Below are 16,783 nucleotides of genomic sequence, written 5' to 3'. Positions count from 1 at the left end.
GCCTTCCGGTGAAGGGGCGTTGTCAGTGGTCCCCGCCAAGTTCGTTGGTGTCCCGCCGATCCGGCGATGGGCTTCCCTCGTGCTGCAAAGGAGATGGTGCGTTGTCCGACGTCGAGAGGTCGAGCACGACGCGGGTGATCCCGCCCGCCCGGCCGCGCAAGCTGGCCAAGGTGCCGTTCGTGGAACTGGCCGACGGACGCCTGCAGGGCGTCGTCTCCAGCGGCTCGGACATCGAGCGGGTCTACGTCTCGTCGGTCGCCGCCGGGACCTACGCCTACGCGTGCAGCACCAACAACAACCGCCCCTGCGGCGGCGCCCGCGGCGGCTTCTGCAACCACATCGGCGCCCTGATCAACGAATCGGTGCTCCAGTACGGCGCCGAGCGCGTCGCCCGCTATCTGCGGGCCGACCTCGGCGGCAGCGAGCCCGGCGCGCAGGCGATCCGCCTCGCCATGAGCACCACCCGCCCGTCCCCGGCGGACAGCACGGCCGCCGCTTCCGTCTTCAGCCGTTTCCTGCGCCACCTGGCGTATCTCGAACTGGCGCCCACGACCGCGCCGTTGCCGGAGATGCAGTGGTTCCCGCCGACGAGGGCGGTGGCGTGATGCGTATGGACCTGCTCACCGAACCGGTCGACGGTCTCGACGAGACCCTGGCCGCCGTCGACGTCTTCGACCGGACGCTGCTCGGCGGTCTGCTGCGCCCGCAGCCCGCCCAGGCCGAGGGCCTGACCGCGCTCGCCGACGCGGTCGCCGCGAGCCCGCTCGCCGCCCGAGTCGCCGAGGCCGCCGAGAAGGCCGCGGCCGGCGCCGCGAGCGAGGACCACTTCCTCGCGCTCGCCGGAGCCCGCACCGCCCTGCTCGGCGCGGCACACGACGCGCTCGCCGCCCGGGCCGACGAGGCCACCGGCCGCACCCGCGCCGAGGCGGCCGCCCCGGCCGCCGCCGGGGGCCAGGCGCCGAACCTGCTCGCGGCCGCCCGGTCCTGGCTCTGCGACCTGGCCCGCACCGGCTGGCAGGCCATCGACCACGAGGTGGTCTCCGGCTCCGCCCAGGTGGTCTCCGCGATGCTCCCCGACCCCGCTCTGCGGCGCCTCGCGACTCTCCTCGACGGCTTCGCCGCCGAACTCGCGGCGTCGTGCCCGGGAGCCCTGCTGGACCGGGTGCCCGTGCGCCGCTGGGCCGACCTGTGGGCGCGCGGCATGCTCCTGACGGTGCCCGGCGCCGCCGCCACGCCCGCCACGGGGACCGTCACCGGCCGGCTGCTGCCCCTCGGCGTCGACGTGCAGGAGCACGCCACCGCTGCCCAGGCCCAGGTGCACGCCGTGTTCGAACCCGCGGACGGCACCGCGCCCCGGCTGGTGCGGGCGAGCGTGTCCGTGCCGAAGCCCGACACGGTCCTCGGCGCCGGCGTGTGGCAGCTGCTGCGCCCGCACATGACGCTCCTGGCCGCCGCCGGCGAGGGCCGCTGCATGGACCTCACCGACATGCCGGTCACCGCCGAGGGCGACCTGATCTGGCAGGACGAGCACGCCCGCCCCGGCGAGAGCGCCGACCCGTTCGCCACCGCACGCGTCGCCCTGCCCACCGCCGCCGCCCCTCAGGCCGTACCGCTGGACCGGCACCCGGTGCGCCTGGCCCACCCGGTGTTCCTGGAGGGCTACGGCGTCGAAAAGGACGACGCCACGGTCGCGTTCACCGTCGCCGGGCACTGCCTGGCCGTCGACACCGACCGCGTCCCGGTCGCCGGACCGCTCACCCCGCAGGCCGTCGCCACCTCCAGCGCCTGTATCGGGCTGCTGCGCTGGGACGCCGGGCAGTGGGTCCTGCAGCCGCTCGCGGTGGAGACCACCGTGCGCAAGAAGACCGTCGCGGTGCACGCCGGCGCCTGGGCCGGTGGCACGAGTGACAAGGCGGGGGTCAAGGCGGAGAAGGCCGCCACCGACGCGGTGGCCGTACTGCGCGAACGCGCCGGAAGGCTGCTGCGCTCATGACCGACCACACCACCGGGCCCACGGGCCACACCACCGAGTCGGCCGGTCGCATCGCCGGCCCGGCCAACCCCGGCACCGAGCGCCCCCTCCCTGTCACCGACGCGACCGGCGGCCCTGTCACCGAGCCGACCATCGGCCCCGACACCGACACCGACACCGACACCGACACCGATTCCGTCCCTGGCCCCGACGCACCCCCGCTCCCCACCCCCGACGAGAACCGCCGGCAAGTCCTGTACTGGCGCCTGCTCGCCCGCCTCTTCGACCCCGAGGAGCAGGCCGGTCTGGAGTCCGCCTCCCTCGCCGTCGTCGAGGACATCGGGCTGCCGCCCGCGCTGCTGGACCCGCAGGCCTCCGTCGACGCCATCGTGCAGCGCCACCCCGAACTGGCCGCCGAGTTCGACGGCCTGATGGTGCCCGAGCCGGAGGAGGAGGGCCGCGACCGGGCCGCCGAGGTGCGGCGGGCCGCCCTGGCGTCCAAGGTGCTGCTCAACGTCTTCGCCTCCGGCACCGGCACGGTCACCGCCGGGCAGCTCGCCCGCTGGCAGGCCGACGCCGGCTGGCTGGAGCGGGCCCTCGGCTGCGCCCCCGGCGACCTGCGGGGCGGCCGCGGCACGGGCAGCGGCGCCGCCCGGGCGGGCGCAGGCGCGGGAGTGAGCCCGACCGGCACCGGAGCCGGCTTCCCGACCCCCGACCTCAGCACCCTGATCCCGGCGATCGGCCCCGAACTGGGCTCCATCGAGGCCGACATGGTCAAGAGGATGCGCCTGCGTGAAGTCCTCGCCGACCCCCGGCTCGCCGCGCAGCTCACCCCGAGCATGTCGCTCATCGAGCAGCTGCTGCGCGACAAGAACAACCTCTCCGGCGTCGCCCTCGCCAACGCCAAGGCGCTGATCCGCCGCTTCGTCGACGAGGTCGCCGAGGTGCTGCGCACCCAGGTCGAGAAGACGTCCGTGGGAGCCCTGGACCGGTCCGTCCCGCCCAAGCGGGTCTTCCGCAACCTCGACCTCGACCGCACCATCTGGAAGAACCTCACCAACTGGGACCCCGAGCAGGAGCGGCTCTACGTCGACCGCCTCTACTACCGGCACACCGCGCGCAAGACGACACCGCAGCGGCTGATCGTGGTCGTCGACCAGTCGGGTTCCATGGTCGACTCGATGGTCAACTGCACCATCCTGGCGTCGATCTTCGCCGGACTGCCCAAGGTGGACGTCCACCTGATCGCCTACGACACCCAGGCGCTCGACCTCACCCCATGGGTGAACGACCCCTTCGAGACCCTGCTGCGCACCCAGCTCGGCGGCGGCACGGACGGCACGGTCGCCATGGCCCTGGCCCAGCCGAAGATCGCCGAACCGCGCAACACCGTCGTGGTGTGGATCTCCGACTTCTACGAATGGCACTGCGAGCAGCTGTTCGAGAGCATGGCGGCCATCCACCGCTCCGGGGCGAAGTTCATACCGGTCGGCTCGGTGACCAGCGCCGGCCGCGGCAGCGTCAACCCGTGGTTCAAGGACCGCTTCAAGGACCTCGGGACGCCGGTCATATCCGGCCACATCCGCAAGCTCGTGCACGAGCTGAAGACGTTCCTCGCCTGAGGGCCGCCGCTCGACGCCGCCACCTTCTTCTCGTTCCCGTTCCCGTTCCTCACCGAAACCGAAAGGCCCTGACGTGTCCGACCTGTTGCGCGCCCCCGCCGAGATCAAGTACGCCGAGGAACTGGACTGGCTGGAGTCCGTCGACGACAGCCCCAAGCCCTTCTCCTGGCGGCTGTCGCCGAAGATGATCCGGCTGTTCATCCTGGGCTCCGAGCGGGCCGACGGCCTGGACCGGGAGATCTCCCAGAAGTGGTTCGGCGACCGCAGCATCGTCGAGCGCGCCATCGTCACCCTCGCCTCCGACCGCGGCCTGCTGCTGATCGGCGACCCCGGCACCGGCAAGAGCTGGCTGGCCGAGCTGCTGGCCGCCGCGGTCTGCCGCAACTCCACGCTTGTCGTGCAGGGCACGGCCGGCACCACCGAGGACCACATCAAGTACTCGTGGAACGTGTCCATGGTCATCGCCAAGGGCCAGTCGCGGGAGTCGATGATCCCCTCGCCCATCATGACGGCCATGGAGGCCGGCGTCATCGGCCGCTTCGAGGAGCTCACCCGCTCCACCAGCGATGTCCAGGACGCGCTGATCTCCATCCTCTCCGAGAAGTACATCTCCGTGCCCGAACTCGACAGCGACGGCATCGTCTTCGCCAAGCCCGGCTTCTCCGTCATCGCCACCGCCAACAGCCGTGACCGCGGCGTCAACGACCTGTCGTCCGCCCTGAAGCGCCGCTTCAACTTCGTCCGCATCCCCGTGGTGACGAACAAGAAGAGCGAGGCGGAGATCGTCCGCTTCCGCACCGAGGAACTGCTGCGCCGCCACCGGATAGAGCTGGACGTGCCGCCCACCCTGCTGGACGTGCTGCTGCAGAGCTTCGCCGACCTGCGCGCCTCCGCGGCCGCGGCCGCGAGCGACGACGAGAAGCTGGAGTCGGCGCTGTCCACCGCCGAGCAGATCGGCGTGCTGGAGGACGCCATTCTGCACAGCAACTTCTTCGGCGAGCGCGCCCTGACCGCGCGTACCCTCGCCTCCTCGCTCGTCGGCTCGCTCGCCCGGCGCGAGCCCGAGGACCTCGCCATCCTCAACAAGTACCTGCACGGCGTCGTCGAGCCGCGCGGCAAGGAGGAGGGCGGCTCCTGGCCGGAGTTCTACGAGGGCGGCCGCGACGCGATCGCCACCCTGTCGTGAGCGCCATGACCGAGGCAACCTTCGCCGCCCTGCGCGGCCAACTACAGCAAGCAGCCACCGCGTTCGCCGACGGCCCCGACGCGCTTCAGGGCATCCTCCTCGGCATCGTCGACGACGTCGACCGCGCGGTGCGCGAACCGCTGGAGATCTTCCCGGTCTGCCACCACTCGCCCGCCTCCGCGCTCGCCATGGCGCGCCGGCTGCGCGAGAAGCAGCCGAAGGTGGTGTACCTGGAGCTGTGCGAGGACATGGCGCCGCTGCTGACCGAGCTGCGCAACTGCCGGCTCCCCGTCGCGGTGCAGGCGTTCGCGACCGAGGTCGACGGCTTCCCCGCCGCGTGGGCGCCGCTGTCGGTGGTCGCGCCGATCACCGAGGCGTCCGCGGAGTACCAGGCGATCGCCTACGCCTTGGACACCCCCGGTGTCGAACTCGTGCTCGTCGACCGCTCCTCCGACCACGTCTTCCAGTGGCAGGAGAACAAGGAAGACGCGGCCGGAACAGCCGACCCGGACGCACCGCCCGCCGAGGAGGAGGCCGCGCTGCACGGCGACGCGGTCGGCGTGGAGATCGGCGACCTGCGCCCGCGCTTCGCCGAACTGGAGGAGCATCTGCTGCGGCACGGGCGGGTGCGGCACTGGTCGGAGTGGTGGCACCAGTACGTCGAACTGCCCCTCGGTGACGCCGACCACGACACCTACCGTCAGGTCATGCTGCTGATCGGCAGCCTCTTCCGCCGTCTCGCGCCGGGCGATCCGGGCCGGGTGCGCGTGGACGAGGACCGCGAGCGGTACATGTGGACGCGGATGCGCGCCCACCTCACCGCGACCGGCACCGATCCCGCGGACGCGCTGTACGTGTGCGGCGCCTTCCACGCGGCCAGCCACGTCGAGGAGTTCGGCGTCGACGGCGCCGACACCTTCGAGATCAGCCCGCCGAGTGCCACCAGGTGGCAGCACGGACTGATCCCGTCCAGCCATGCCGCGATCGAGGCGCAGTTCGGCCTCGCGGCCGGCTCGGTGTCCATCGCCGCGAGCGAGTGGGCGAAGAACCTCAAGCGCACCCGGGTCGAGCCGTACCGGCTCGCCGGGCAGGCGGGCACCAAGAAACCGAGGAAGGCGGCCAACGCCGTACCCGCCGCCGTTCCGGCGCCACCGGCCGACACCTCCGACAAACTCACCGGTTTCCTGCAACGGCCGCCCGTCCTGGACCGGCTCGACGAGCAGGAGCTGCTCGGCTGGTCCGTGGAGATCGTGCGCGCCGCCCGCCGCAACGGCTACCTCGCGTCCACCGCCGACGCCATCGCGGTCTTCGAGACGTCCATCCTGCTGGCCGGGATGCGCGAACGCGCCAAGCCGACGCCGTACGACTTCCAGGACGCGGCGGTCACCTGCATCGAGAAGGACAGCGTGCCGGGCCGGCGGGACGTGCGCCGGCTGGTGGAGATCATGCTCGGCGGCGACCGCGTCGGCCAGGTCGGCTACGACGCCCTGCCGCCGCTCGCCCGTGACGTCCACGACCGGCTGGCTCCGCTGAACCTCAAGCTGCACCAGCGCGGCGTGCAGCGGGCCCTGCTCGACATGGCGTCCCGGCCGGAGCTCGAGCCGTGCTCCGACGTGCTGTGGATGCTGCGGTACCTGATGCCGCACGGCGCCGCCCGCCCCATCATGGGCGAACGGCGGCTCGGCGAGCGGCCCATCCAGGAGTCGTGGGACCTGGCCCTCGGCACCCACCAGCGGGCCCTGATCGAGCTGGGCTACGAAGGCGTCAGCATCGAGCAGGTCCTCGAGCAGCGGCTGCGGCGCGCGGCGTACGGTCCGCAGGCGACCACGGCACGGGTCCTCGAGGCCGTCGAGGACGCCACCCTCCACCTGAACAGCCGCCGGCTGGCCGACGAACTCGGCCGGCGCGCCCTGGAGGTACTGGCGACCGAACGCAGCGTCGACGGCGCGCCCGAGGTACTGCGCCGGGTGCGCGGACTGCTGGCGTACTACCGCACCAGTGAGCCGACGCTCCCGCCGTGGATCGAGTCGTTCGTCAAGACCGGCTACGCGCACTACTGCACGCTGCTGCCGACGGCGTTCGCCGACGACGACGCGGGCGTGGGCCAGGTGGCGGCCATGCTGGGCTTCCTGTTCAGCATGGAGAGCCTCGCCCTGTCCCTCGGCTGCGACCGCAACCAGCTGGAGCTGGCCGTCGCCCAGTCGCATCCCGACGACCCGGCGAAGACGGCGCTGCTGTGGGCGGCCCAGACGCAACTGGGCCGGCTCTCCCGGGCACAGCTGCGGGCGCGGTGCGCCGAGCTGCTGGGCAACCCGCTGGTGGTGCCCGCCTATCCGCGCTACCTCAGCGGTTTCCTGCACGCGCTGGAACCGGTGCCCGGCCTGGCCGACTTCGTCGTCGAAGCCGTCTCCCAGGCCTTCGCCCAGCTGCCGGACCCGGTGCTGCTGCCCTGGCTGCCGACCCTGATCACCACCCTGCGCGGTGGCGGCACCGAGCTGGCGCCCCTGCTGATCCGCGAGGCCGGCCGCATCTTCCCGGGGCGGCTGGCGGACCTGGACGCGTGGACACCGCCGTGGCGGGCCGCCCCGGCGCCCGCGGCACCGCGCCCGGCCGGCCCCCGCGCGGCCGGCCCTCGTGGCCTGTCCCTGCCGGCCGCCCACCCGGCGACCTGCGACGCGGTCGCGGACCTGCTCGGCTGCACGGACCCGTGGCAGACGGCGGAACCGGGCCCGGCCGGCGCCGCGCTGCTCGCCCGCCATCCGCGGACCGCCGAGGCCCTGGAGGCGCTGCTGGTCACCGGCTGACCGCGACCGCCGCGGCCGGCGCACCTTCAGGCGCGACGGCCGCGGCGGGCCACCGGCTGACCGGCGACCACCTCTCACCTGCGCCAGAACAGATGGTGCGTCACACCGCTCGGGCTCGGCACGACGTCCAGGTGGTACCGGTCGAGCAGTTCCTCGGGCGACTCCCACAGCCGTACCCCGGATCCGAGCTTCAGCGGCGAGACCACCACGTGCAGGGTGTCGACGAGGCCGGCGTCCAGGAACTCCCGGATGGTGGTCGCCCCGCCTCCGAGCCGGACGTCCTTGCCCTGCGCCGCCTGCTGCGCCTGCGCCAGGACGCCGGCCGGATCACCGTCGACGAAGTGGAAGGTGGTGTCGGAGAGCGTGAACGAAGGGCGCGGGTGGTGGGTCATGACGAAGACGGGGGTGTGGAACGGCGGCTCGTCCCCCCACCAGCCGCGCCACTCGTGGTTCTGCCAGGGCCCGCGCTGGGGCCCGAACTTGTTGCGGCCCATGATCTCGGCGCCGATGTTGCGGGCGAAGTCCCGGGTGAAGTAGTCGTCGAGGCCCCGGCTGCCCCCGGGATCGGTACGCATGGGCCAGCTCGCCGTGGCGCCCGCCCACGCGAACAGCCGCGCCGGGTCGGCATGCCCGAACGGCCGCTCCAGGCTCTGCCCCTCCCCGGCGCCGTATCCGTCACTGGAGACGTTGAAGTTCTGCACACGCAGCAGTTGAGTCATGGGTCAAGGACCGTTCCGTTCGAAGGCAATGGTCATAGGACCGCCGGCCCCGCAGAAACTCATCGGTCCCAGGGTGAGATCGCAGAGAGCCGTGGGTGCCGCTCGCCCTTGATCTGCCGGCGGGCCCCGTGCCGTGGGCTGACGCCCACCTGTCGTCGGGCGCGCCGCCCAACGGCCGGCCGCCGTTCACCCTCACGGCGCATACGAGGTAGTGCCGCCCGCCGGGCCGGGTGAGGGTGGCACTGGCTGTGCCCTACGTGCCGCCGGCCTCCGGCGCCGTCCTGCGACGCACCGATGAGGGGGCTCCGTGTTCCATCCCGGCACACTCCTGCTGATCATGGTGGCCGCCGTGCTCGCCCCGCTCCTCGCGGAGGGGGCGGCGCGGCGGGTCCGCGTTCCGCTGGTCATCTTCGAGATCGCCCTCGGTATCGTCATCGGCCCGGACGTCCTCGGCTGGACCCATCCGGACCAGGTCGTCGACACGCTGTCCGACCTCGGGCTGGCCATGCTGATCTTCCTCGCCGGGTACGAGATCGAGTTCGCGGCCGTCCGCGGCGCCACCCTGCGCCGTGCCGCCGGGGCCTGGCTGGCCTCCCTGGCCCTCGGCATCGGGCTCGGCTTCCTGGTCAGCGGCGGCGAGACATTCCGGGCCTTCGTCATCGGCACGGCTCTGACCAGCACGGCCCTGGGCACCGTCCTGCCGATCCTGCGTGACCGGGGCGACCTGCGCAGCCGTTTCGGGACCGTGGTGTCGGCGTTCGGCGCCGTCGGCGAGTTCGGGCCCATCGTCGCCATCGCCCTGCTGCTCAGCGGACGCAAGCCGGGCGAGTCGACGGTGCTGCTGATCGCCTTCGCGGTGATCACCGCCGGCGCCGTCTGGTGGGCGCTGCGGCCCCGGCCGCCCTGGTTCTCGCGGCTGATCGACACGACCCTGCACAGCAGCGGGCAGTTCGCGGTCCGCTTCGTCATGCTGCTCCTGGTCGGCATGCTCGCCCTGGCCGGGGCGTTCGGCCTCGATATCCTGCTCGGCGCCTTCGCCGCCGGGGTCCTCACCCGCCTCGTGCTGCACGGCGCCTCGCCCGCGCACAGCGCCGAGGTGTTCGGCAAGGTGGAGGCGATGGGGTTCGGCTTCCTGGTGCCGCTGTTCTACGTCGTCACCGGCATCGAATTCGACCTGCGGGCCCTGCTGGACGGCGGGCGCGCCCTGGCCCTGCTGCCCATGTTCCTGCTGCTGTTCCTGCTGGTGCGCGGAGGTCCGGTGTATCTGCTGGCGCCGCGCGACCTGGGGCGCGGCGACCGGCCGGCGCTCACTCTCTTCGCCTCGACCTGTCTGCCGCTCGTCGTGGCGATCACGACCATCGGTGTCGACCAGAAGGTCCTCGGCACCGACGAGGCCGCCGCCCTGGTCGGCGCCGCGATGCTCTCCGTACTGCTCCTTCCTCTGCTGGCGATGAGACTGCGCCGTCGTGCCGGCCGAGAGCAGCCGGCGGCGCAGGCCTCGACGGAGTCGGAGGCGTGGTGAGGGGGGCCGAGGAGGACAGGGGCTGCGGGCAGCGCGGGGCGGTCAGCGGCCGGTGAAGACGGCGTCGCGGCGCTCGACGAAGGGGCGGATTCCCTCGGCCCCGTCGGCGGTCGACGACAGCCGCGCGATGTCGGGGCGCAGCCGCTCGGCCGCCGCGCTCTCGCCGTGCTCGCGGGCCAGGTGTGCGGACCGCAAGACGAAGAGGTCCAGGATCGCCACGAGGGTGAGCATGACGCCGGCGAAGGTCATCAGGCCTGCGGTCCAGGCGAACTTCGTGGAGTGCGCCCCCCGGGCCGCGGGAGTGGCGGTGATCTTTCCGCCTCGTTTCCTCGTCCGTGCTCAGTGAGGTGTGGATGCGGTCGTGGCCCCGGAGCCTGCCGGAGTACCGGCCTCGCTCAGGACAAGAGCCTTGGCACGGCGGAACTCCTCTTCGGTGATGTCTCCGCGGGTGCGCATGTCGGACAGCTTGACGAGTTCGTCGGCGGTCGTCGGGCGACCGGCGTCGCTCGCCGCCGTCTTCTTGATGTACGCGTCCATCTCCGCCTGCTGCGCGCGGGCGTGACTGATCTCGCGGTGGCCCATGCTCTTGCCGCGGGCGATGACGTAGGCGAAGACGCCGAGGAAGGGCAGCACGATGACGAAGATCATCCAGCCGGTCTTGCCCCAGCCGCTCAGCTCGTCGTCGCGGATGATGTCGCCGATGATCCTGAAGAGCAGGACGAACCACATGATCCACAGGAAGAACCACAGCATGGTCCAGAACATGCTCAGCAGCGGGTAGTCGTAGGCGAGGTCCATGGGATCCTCATCTCTTTTTCTCGGTCCGGGCAGGCGTTCTGCCGCCGTCCCCGTCTGTTCTCAGCGTGCACACGCCGACGCTCGCCCGGCCTCACCCGGGGCGGGTGAAGTCCCTGCCCCGGGTGACAGGCGCGGTCGGCCCCCTCACGGGCCCGCCCGCCCCGGTTCGGCTGCCGCGCCGGGCCGCCCCGCCGACGAGGCCGGCACGGCGAGGACGGCGAGGACGACGAGGACCAGGACGACCAGACCGACGATCAGCACCACGGCCCCGACCGTGGGGTAGTTCCAGAGCACGACGGCCAGGGCCGCCAGCCCGATGACGGCGCCCGTGGTCCACGAGCGGTGACCGTCCAGCCAGCGGCTGGTGGCACCGGTGTTCATGCCGGCACCCCGCAGTGCGTGGCCCGCGGCCCACGACGCCCGCGTGAGCGCGCCGGTTGGCTCCTGGGCCTCACGCCGGCGGCGGGCCGGACCCGGTTGCGGAGAGGTTCTTGCGCAGGGCGGACCGCAGCGCGAGGGCGAGCCCGAGTTCGGCGATGGCGAGCAGCACCAGCCAGAGGCCGAGCAGCCGGGTCAGGGCGAGGGCGGACTCCGAGGGCAGCGCGAGCACCACGACGCCCGCCACGGCGGCGAGGGCCGCAGCGCCGAGGACGAGGCCCCGGTGCGGCATGCCCTTGGCGGCGAGGACCGCCCAGGCGCTCATCAGGCCGGTCACGAGCCAGAGAGCGCCGGTGATCAGTGTGAGCGCGGCGATCGTCTGCAGCGGATGCCGCAGGCACAGCACTCCGGCCAGGACGTAGAGCACCGCGACCAGGAGGCCCGTGTGCCGGTCGCCGTGCTCCTGCGCGAAGGCGGCGACGAACCGGAAGCCACCGGTCACGACCAGGTACAGCCCAATCAGCACCGCCAGGACGTGCAGCGTCTCGTGCGGCCAGGCCAGGATCAGGATTCCCGGCACCAGCGTCGTCACCGCCGAACCCAGCAGCCAGGTCCAGGAACCGCCCAGCTGCGCCAACTGCCGTTCGACACCGGCGTCCGTCGCGTCGGCCGGGTGGGTCCGGTCTGCGTCCCGGGCGGCTTCGGCCCCGTCGGTCAGGGGCTCGGACGCGGTGCGCGGCGTCGGACCACGCGACACGGTCATGGCTCCTCCTCGCATGGCACGGTCCGGCACCGGACCGCCGGTGAAACGGTGCACGCGCTGCCCGCACCGCCCTGTCCCGGTCAGCCTCCCGCACGCCACCGTGAGCGGGGTCACCCCTCGCGGGTGATCCGCGCGGAGTGCCGTGACGGTGGGCTGGTTCCTGGAACGGCAAGGGTTCCGCGACCTCACGCTGGACTTCCCGGAGGGACGAAGTGCCCCATGAGTGATCCGGCCGCCCACTACCGGCTGCCCCTGGACCGTGGCGGACGGGGGAGCACCACCACGCTTCTGGTTTGGGTGTCGGCAGAGTCGGCACCCGGTGCTGGATCCTGCTGCTGCTCGGCAAGGGCACGACGATCCGCTGCTGCTGCTGCTGCTGCTCGGCGGCAGGCATACGCCGACCAGAACGAGCGGGACGCCGGCACACTGGCCCCGGGCCGGCCCCGCGCGACCACCCTGTGACAGCGGCGCGCCGTCGGCGTCAGTCGGGCAGCCGCCGCATCTCCAGCACCCGCAGCCCCAGCGACTGGCAGCGTCCCAGCAGCCCGTACAGATGGGCCTCGTCGATGACAGGGCCGTAGAGCACCGTCTCATCGAAGATCACTACGTGATCCAGCTCCGGGAAGACCTTGGCGAGTGTCTCCGAGAGGTGTCCCTCGACGCGGATCTCGTAACGCATGTGCCGCTCTCCCGCCGACAGCCGATGGCAGTTTTCGTAGCGCTTCGTGTTCCAGCTTCCCGCCCTCCGGCGCCACGGGGCCTCACCCCGCGCAGGTGACCCCCGTGTCCGCCTCCGCGACCCGCTCGTTCCGGTGCGACGAGAGGCAGGCCAACCGCACGGGTCCGGCGGGCTGCACGGTCCACGTGGCGCCCCACGACGGCTGGGATCGACCGCGAGCGGCTGCTCAGGACGCTGACGTTCTGGCTGAGCCCTGCCTTTGCCCTGGGCGGCCCCCGGTCGAGCCACCGGTGAGCAGCCCTTCCTTCTCTGACTGGCGGGCCGGTGTCCTAAAGGGTGTGATGGATGGTGGGTGAGGAAGCCCCGCGATCCGGCGAGTGGTGAGAGCTGTGGCACCTGACGACGAGATCCCGCGACATCCGGCCGGCGTGGACATCGATCCGTTGGGCGATCCCTTTCTGCGGACCCGTTTCGTCCTGCCGACGAGACCTGCCACGTTCATGCGCCGGGAACGGCTCGTCGAACGCCTCCAGGAAGCGATGCCCACGCCGCTGGTGATGGTCAACGGAGCCGCCGGGGCGGGCAAGACCCTGCTAGTCGCCGACTGGGCCGCGGGCCTGGAGCAGCCGGTGGCCTGGCTGACCGTGGACTCCGCGGTCCGGCGTCCGGGCATGTTCTGGGCCCACCTGCTCAAGGCCCTGCACACCGCGCATGTGCCGCTGCCCGCCGGCGTCGGTTTCCCCTCCGACGCGCGACAGGTGGACCGCACCCTGCTGAACCGCCTGGCGGCACAGCTCAACAGCAACAGCACCGGCGTGACCCTGGTGATCGACGAGTACGACGAAGCCGCGAGCGAGGTCTCGGAGCAGCTGGCGTTCCTCCTGCGCCACGCCGGGCCGGGGCTGCACCTCGTCCTGATCAGCCGCACGGAACCCTTGCTGCCGCTGCACCGCTATCGCGCCGCCGGTGAACTGACCGAGATCAGGGACGCCGAGCTGGCCTTCACACCCGAGGAGGCCGTCCAGCTGCTGGAGCTGCACGGTCTGCACGTCTCCCTGGCGGCGGCCGACGCCCTGGTGGACCGCACGCGCGGCTGGGCGGCGGGCCTGCGGCTGTGCGCCCTGGCCGCCCGGCACAGCCCGGACCCCGAGCGCTATCTGAAGGAGTTCGAGGCGGGCCACAGCACGGTCGCCGACTTCCTGCTGGTCGAGGTCCTCCAGCGGCAGCCGCAGCCCACGCAGGACCTGCTGCTGCGCGTCAGCGTTCTGGAGCGTTTCTCCGCCGACCTGGCGGACGAGCTGACCGGGCGCCGTGACGCCGCGCCCATCCTGGCCGGCCTGCACCGGATGAACGCCTTCGTCGAGGACCTCGGGCACACCTGGTACCGCCTCCCTCCGCTGTTCCGGGAGATCCTGCGTGTGCATCTGCGGGAGCGGTGCCCCGGCCTCGAGCCGGAACTGCACCGGCGGGCCGCGTACTGGCTGCGGCGGTCCGGGGCCCTGCCGGAGATGGTCAGCCATGGCGCGGCCGCCGGTGACTGGGACTTCACGGCCCGCGCCCTGGTGGACGACCTGGCGATCGGGCAGCTGTTCAGCGGCCTGTGCTCCGACGACCTGGCCGAGCTGTTCGCCAGCATGGAACCCGCTGCGACCACGTTGCAGTCCGACCTCGTCCAGGCGGCCCGTGACCTGTCCCGGCACGACCTCGACCGGGGCCTGACGCATCTGCACCACGCGAAGGAGCACCTCGCCGCGGAGGATGCGGGCACTCCTGCGACGCAGCTGAGCTGCGCACTGCTGGAAGCCCTCGCGGCCCGGATGTCCGGCTCCCCGCACAAGGCGGAACAGGCGGCGCGGGCGGCCAGGCAGGTCCAGCGGGAGGTGCCCGTGCACCTGCTCGACCAGCACCCCGAAGTTCCCGCCCTCTTGCTGACCCAGGTGGGTTCGACGCGGCTGTGGGCGGGCCATCTGGAAGAGGCCCGAGCCGCCCTGACCGCGGTGACCGGCGACCATGGCGGTGCGGCGACGGCGGTTCCCCGGCAGGAGTCACTGGTCCATCTCGCCCTGATCGACTACCTCAACGGCTGGCCGGACAGGGCCCAGCACCATGTGTCGGCCGCCCGGGCGGAGTCGGAACGGTTCAGCCTCCCCCAGCGCGCCGACTCCGGACTCGGGGAACTGGTCATGGCGGCGGTGGCGGTGGACCGTGACGAACTGGACCGGGCCCAGACGCTGCTCGACCGGACGCCCGACCGCGAGGTGCCGGACCCGGTGACGGCTGCGGGACGCTCCCTCGTGACGTCCCGGCTGCTGCTGGCCAGGGGCAGGACACGCGCCGCGATGGCCGCCACCGCGGCGGACGTACGGGCCGACGTCGCCTCTCCCTGGGCGGAGGGCCACACCGCGCTGGTCGCCTCCGCCGCCTACCTGGCCGAAGGCCGGCCGGACGCGGCCGCGGAGGTGCTGGGCGACCTGGGCACGGAGCAGCCGGCGTGCGCGGTGGGCGTGGCACGGGCCCACCTGGCGGCCGGTGACCCGTCGGCGGCCCTGCGCGCGCTCGACGCGATGCCCCGCGCGCAGCACGTCGGCCCGGCGGTGCGGGTACGCGCGACGCTGGTACGGGCGCAGGCCGCGCACGCCGACGGCGACGCAGTCGCCACCCGCCGGCTGCTCACCGAGGCGCTGCTGACCGCCCGCCGCGACAGGCTGCGCCGGCCCTTCCGGGAGGCCGGCGGATGGATCGCGCCGTTCCTGGCGCAAGCACCCCTGCGGGAGCTGGCCACCGGGTGGCTCACCCCGGGGGACGCGACGCCCGGTGCGGGGGCCGAGCCCGCACCCGTACTGGTCGAACGGCTGAGTGAACGCGAGCACGATGTGCTGGTGCGCCTCGCTCGGATGATGTCCACCGAGGAGATCGCCGCCGACCTGTTCGTGTCGGTGAACACGGTGAAGACGCACGTCAAGAACCTCCACCGAAAGCTCGCGGTGAACCGGCGGACGGATGCGGTGCGGCAGGGACGCCGGCTGGGACTCCTCTGACGGCACGACGACCACTGCGGGGGCTGCTCGCACTCTCCCCCGCCGGGGGTGAGGTGGCCCACCGCATTTTCGGGTGCGATGGGAACGGCAGCCGGCCGGACGGCCAGGCCGCCGCCCGGGTGCGAGTGCCGCGGCCCGGGCCGACCGGACGAGGTGGACATCACGAGGTGGACACCGTGGGACGCCGGCGGGCTCTGATCACCCTTGGGGCGGCTGAGCCGACGCCCGGAAGGCGGCCGTCATGCTGAGAGCCGACCCCGTCGTCGCCCGTGACCGGCGCAAGGAGCGCCGCGCCCAGGCCGACCACACCGGCGGTGTCCACGGTTCGCTGCCGGCGGCGACCGCGCTGATCGGTGCCGGCACGCTGGGCTGCTTCCTGTCTGCTGATCATCTCCTTCAAGCTTGTCGTGAAGCACTGACACAGAGGTCGTGCACCATGTGCCGCTGGATCGCCTACTCGGGTACTCCCGTCCTCCTCAGCAGGGTGCTGTTCGAACCGGAACACTCGCTGATCGACCAGAGCCTGCACTCCCGTATGGGGGTGGAGACGACCAACGGGGACGGCTTCGGCATCGGCTGGTACGCCGAGGACCCGGCCGTCACCCCGGCCGTCACGCCGGCCGTCGTGCGGGACGTCGACCCGGCGTGGAGCAACCGCAACCTGCGGGAGGTCGCCCACCATGTCCGGTCGGGCCTCTTCTTCGCCCACATCAGGGCGGCGACCGGGACAGCCGTGCAGCAGTCCAACTGCCACCCCTTCCGGCACGACCGCTGGATGTGGATGCACAACGGGATGATCGACGGGTTCCGCCTCATGAGGCGTGACCTCGCCGTGGCCGTCGATCCCGTGCTGTACCCCGACATCGAGGGGTCCACCGACTCCGAGCTGATGTTCTTCCTGGCGCTCACCCTCGGTCTGACGGACGACCCGCCCGGTGCGGTGGCGCGCATGGTGGGCGTGATCGAGGAAGCGGGACACGCCCACGGCATCCTGCACCCGCTCCAGATGACCGTCGCGGTGGCCGACGGGAAACGCGTGTGGGCGTTCCGCTACTCCAGCGAAGGCCACTCGCGGTCGTTGTACTTCAGCACCGAGGTCGCCACCCTGCGCGCACTCCACCCGGACGCGGCGTTCCTCCAGCACGTCTCCGACGAGACCCGGCTCATCGTGTCCGAACCGCTCGGCGAACTCGCCGGCGCCTGGAACGAAGTACCGGAGAACAGCTACGGCGTCATCCAGCCCGGGCAGGACGCGCTTCAGCCCTTCGAGCCCGGACTGGTGGGGTGACGGGCGCGCGGGGG

14 protein-coding genes are annotated in these 16,783 nt (G+C 72.5%); 8 read left to right on the top strand and 6 right to left on the bottom strand.

The window, feature by feature from the left end; translation table 11 throughout:
- Positions 1-101: 101 nt before the first annotated feature.
- The 5 genes from AC0B9F_RS08520 (at position 102) to AC0B9F_RS08500 (ending at position 7,584) form a co-directional block, all read left to right on the top strand.
- Complete coding sequence (locus AC0B9F_RS08520; protein WP_471999966.1) at positions 102-605, top strand: hypothetical protein; 504 nt, start codon at positions 102-104, stop codon at positions 603-605.
- Complete coding sequence (locus tag AC0B9F_RS08515) at positions 605-1,993, top strand: hypothetical protein (protein ID WP_471999963.1); 1,389 nt, start codon at positions 605-607, stop codon at positions 1,991-1,993. Before AC0B9F_RS08520 ends, AC0B9F_RS08515 begins: the two co-directional genes overlap by 1 nt.
- On the top strand, positions 1,990-3,594 hold the full coding sequence (locus AC0B9F_RS08510) for a VWA domain-containing protein (RefSeq protein ID WP_471999961.1): 1,605 nt from the start codon (positions 1,990-1,992) through the stop codon (positions 3,592-3,594). The genes AC0B9F_RS08515 and AC0B9F_RS08510 overlap by 4 nt, the downstream gene beginning before the upstream one ends.
- A 73-nt stretch (positions 3,595-3,667) precedes the next feature.
- Entirely contained in the window at positions 3,668-4,780 is a 1,113-nt protein-coding gene (locus tag AC0B9F_RS08505; protein WP_471999959.1) for an ATP-binding protein, read from the top strand.
- 5 nt (positions 4,781-4,785) lie between these two features.
- Positions 4,786-7,584: a DUF5682 family protein gene (locus AC0B9F_RS08500; protein ID WP_471999958.1), complete on the top strand. Its 2,799-nt coding sequence runs from the start codon at positions 4,786-4,788 to the stop codon at positions 7,582-7,584.
- A 74-nt stretch (positions 7,585-7,658) separates the two neighbouring features.
- Here AC0B9F_RS08500 and AC0B9F_RS08495 read toward each other — a convergent pair whose 3' ends face one another.
- Positions 7,659-8,303: a dihydrofolate reductase family protein gene (locus AC0B9F_RS08495; RefSeq protein WP_471999957.1), complete on the bottom strand. Its 645-nt coding sequence runs from the start codon at positions 8,301-8,303 to the stop codon at positions 7,659-7,661.
- A 307-nt stretch (positions 8,304-8,610) separates the two neighbouring features.
- Between AC0B9F_RS08495 and AC0B9F_RS08490 the strand changes: the two genes are divergently transcribed.
- Positions 8,611-9,825 (top strand): cation:proton antiporter, encoded by a 1,215-nt coding sequence (locus AC0B9F_RS08490; protein WP_471999956.1) that lies wholly within the window; start codon positions 8,611-8,613, stop codon positions 9,823-9,825.
- Between the two features lie 42 nt (positions 9,826-9,867).
- Here AC0B9F_RS08490 and AC0B9F_RS08485 read toward each other — a convergent pair whose 3' ends face one another.
- From AC0B9F_RS08485 to AC0B9F_RS08465, 5 genes are all read right to left on the bottom strand, one after another.
- Complete coding sequence (locus AC0B9F_RS08485; RefSeq protein WP_471999954.1) at positions 9,868-10,074, bottom strand: hypothetical protein; 207 nt, start codon at positions 10,072-10,074, stop codon at positions 9,868-9,870.
- 90 nt (positions 10,075-10,164) lie between these two features.
- Positions 10,165-10,623, bottom strand: a complete 459-nt coding sequence (locus tag AC0B9F_RS08480) for an SHOCT domain-containing protein (protein WP_471999952.1) — start codon at positions 10,621-10,623, stop codon at positions 10,165-10,167.
- 144 nt (positions 10,624-10,767) lie between these two features.
- A complete protein-coding gene (locus AC0B9F_RS08475) occupies positions 10,768-11,004 on the bottom strand; it encodes a hypothetical protein (RefSeq protein WP_471999951.1) in 237 nt (78 codons plus the stop codon).
- A 70-nt stretch (positions 11,005-11,074) separates the two neighbouring features.
- Complete coding sequence (locus AC0B9F_RS08470) at positions 11,075-11,764, bottom strand: HdeD family acid-resistance protein (RefSeq protein ID WP_471999949.1); 690 nt, start codon at positions 11,762-11,764, stop codon at positions 11,075-11,077.
- Between the two features lie 481 nt (positions 11,765-12,245).
- Positions 12,246-12,443 carry a hypothetical protein gene (locus AC0B9F_RS08465; protein ID WP_471999946.1) on the bottom strand — a complete coding sequence of 66 codons (198 nt, stop codon included), beginning with the start codon at positions 12,441-12,443 and terminating at the stop codon, positions 12,246-12,248.
- A gap of 389 nt (positions 12,444-12,832) precedes the next feature.
- Between AC0B9F_RS08465 and AC0B9F_RS08460 the strand changes: the two genes are divergently transcribed.
- Positions 12,833-15,481: a helix-turn-helix transcriptional regulator gene (locus AC0B9F_RS08460; protein WP_471999944.1), complete on the top strand. Its 2,649-nt coding sequence runs from the start codon at positions 12,833-12,835 to the stop codon at positions 15,479-15,481.
- Positions 15,482-15,917: 436 nt separating this feature from the next.
- Positions 15,918-16,769, top strand: coding sequence for a class II glutamine amidotransferase (locus AC0B9F_RS08455; RefSeq protein WP_472000886.1), 852 nt, complete (start codon positions 15,918-15,920; stop codon positions 16,767-16,769).
- Positions 16,770-16,783 lie beyond the last annotated feature (14 nt).

The organism is Streptomyces sp. NPDC097129, from assembly GCF_055668065.1.
This window is presented reverse-complemented; position numbering and strand designations above follow the sequence as displayed.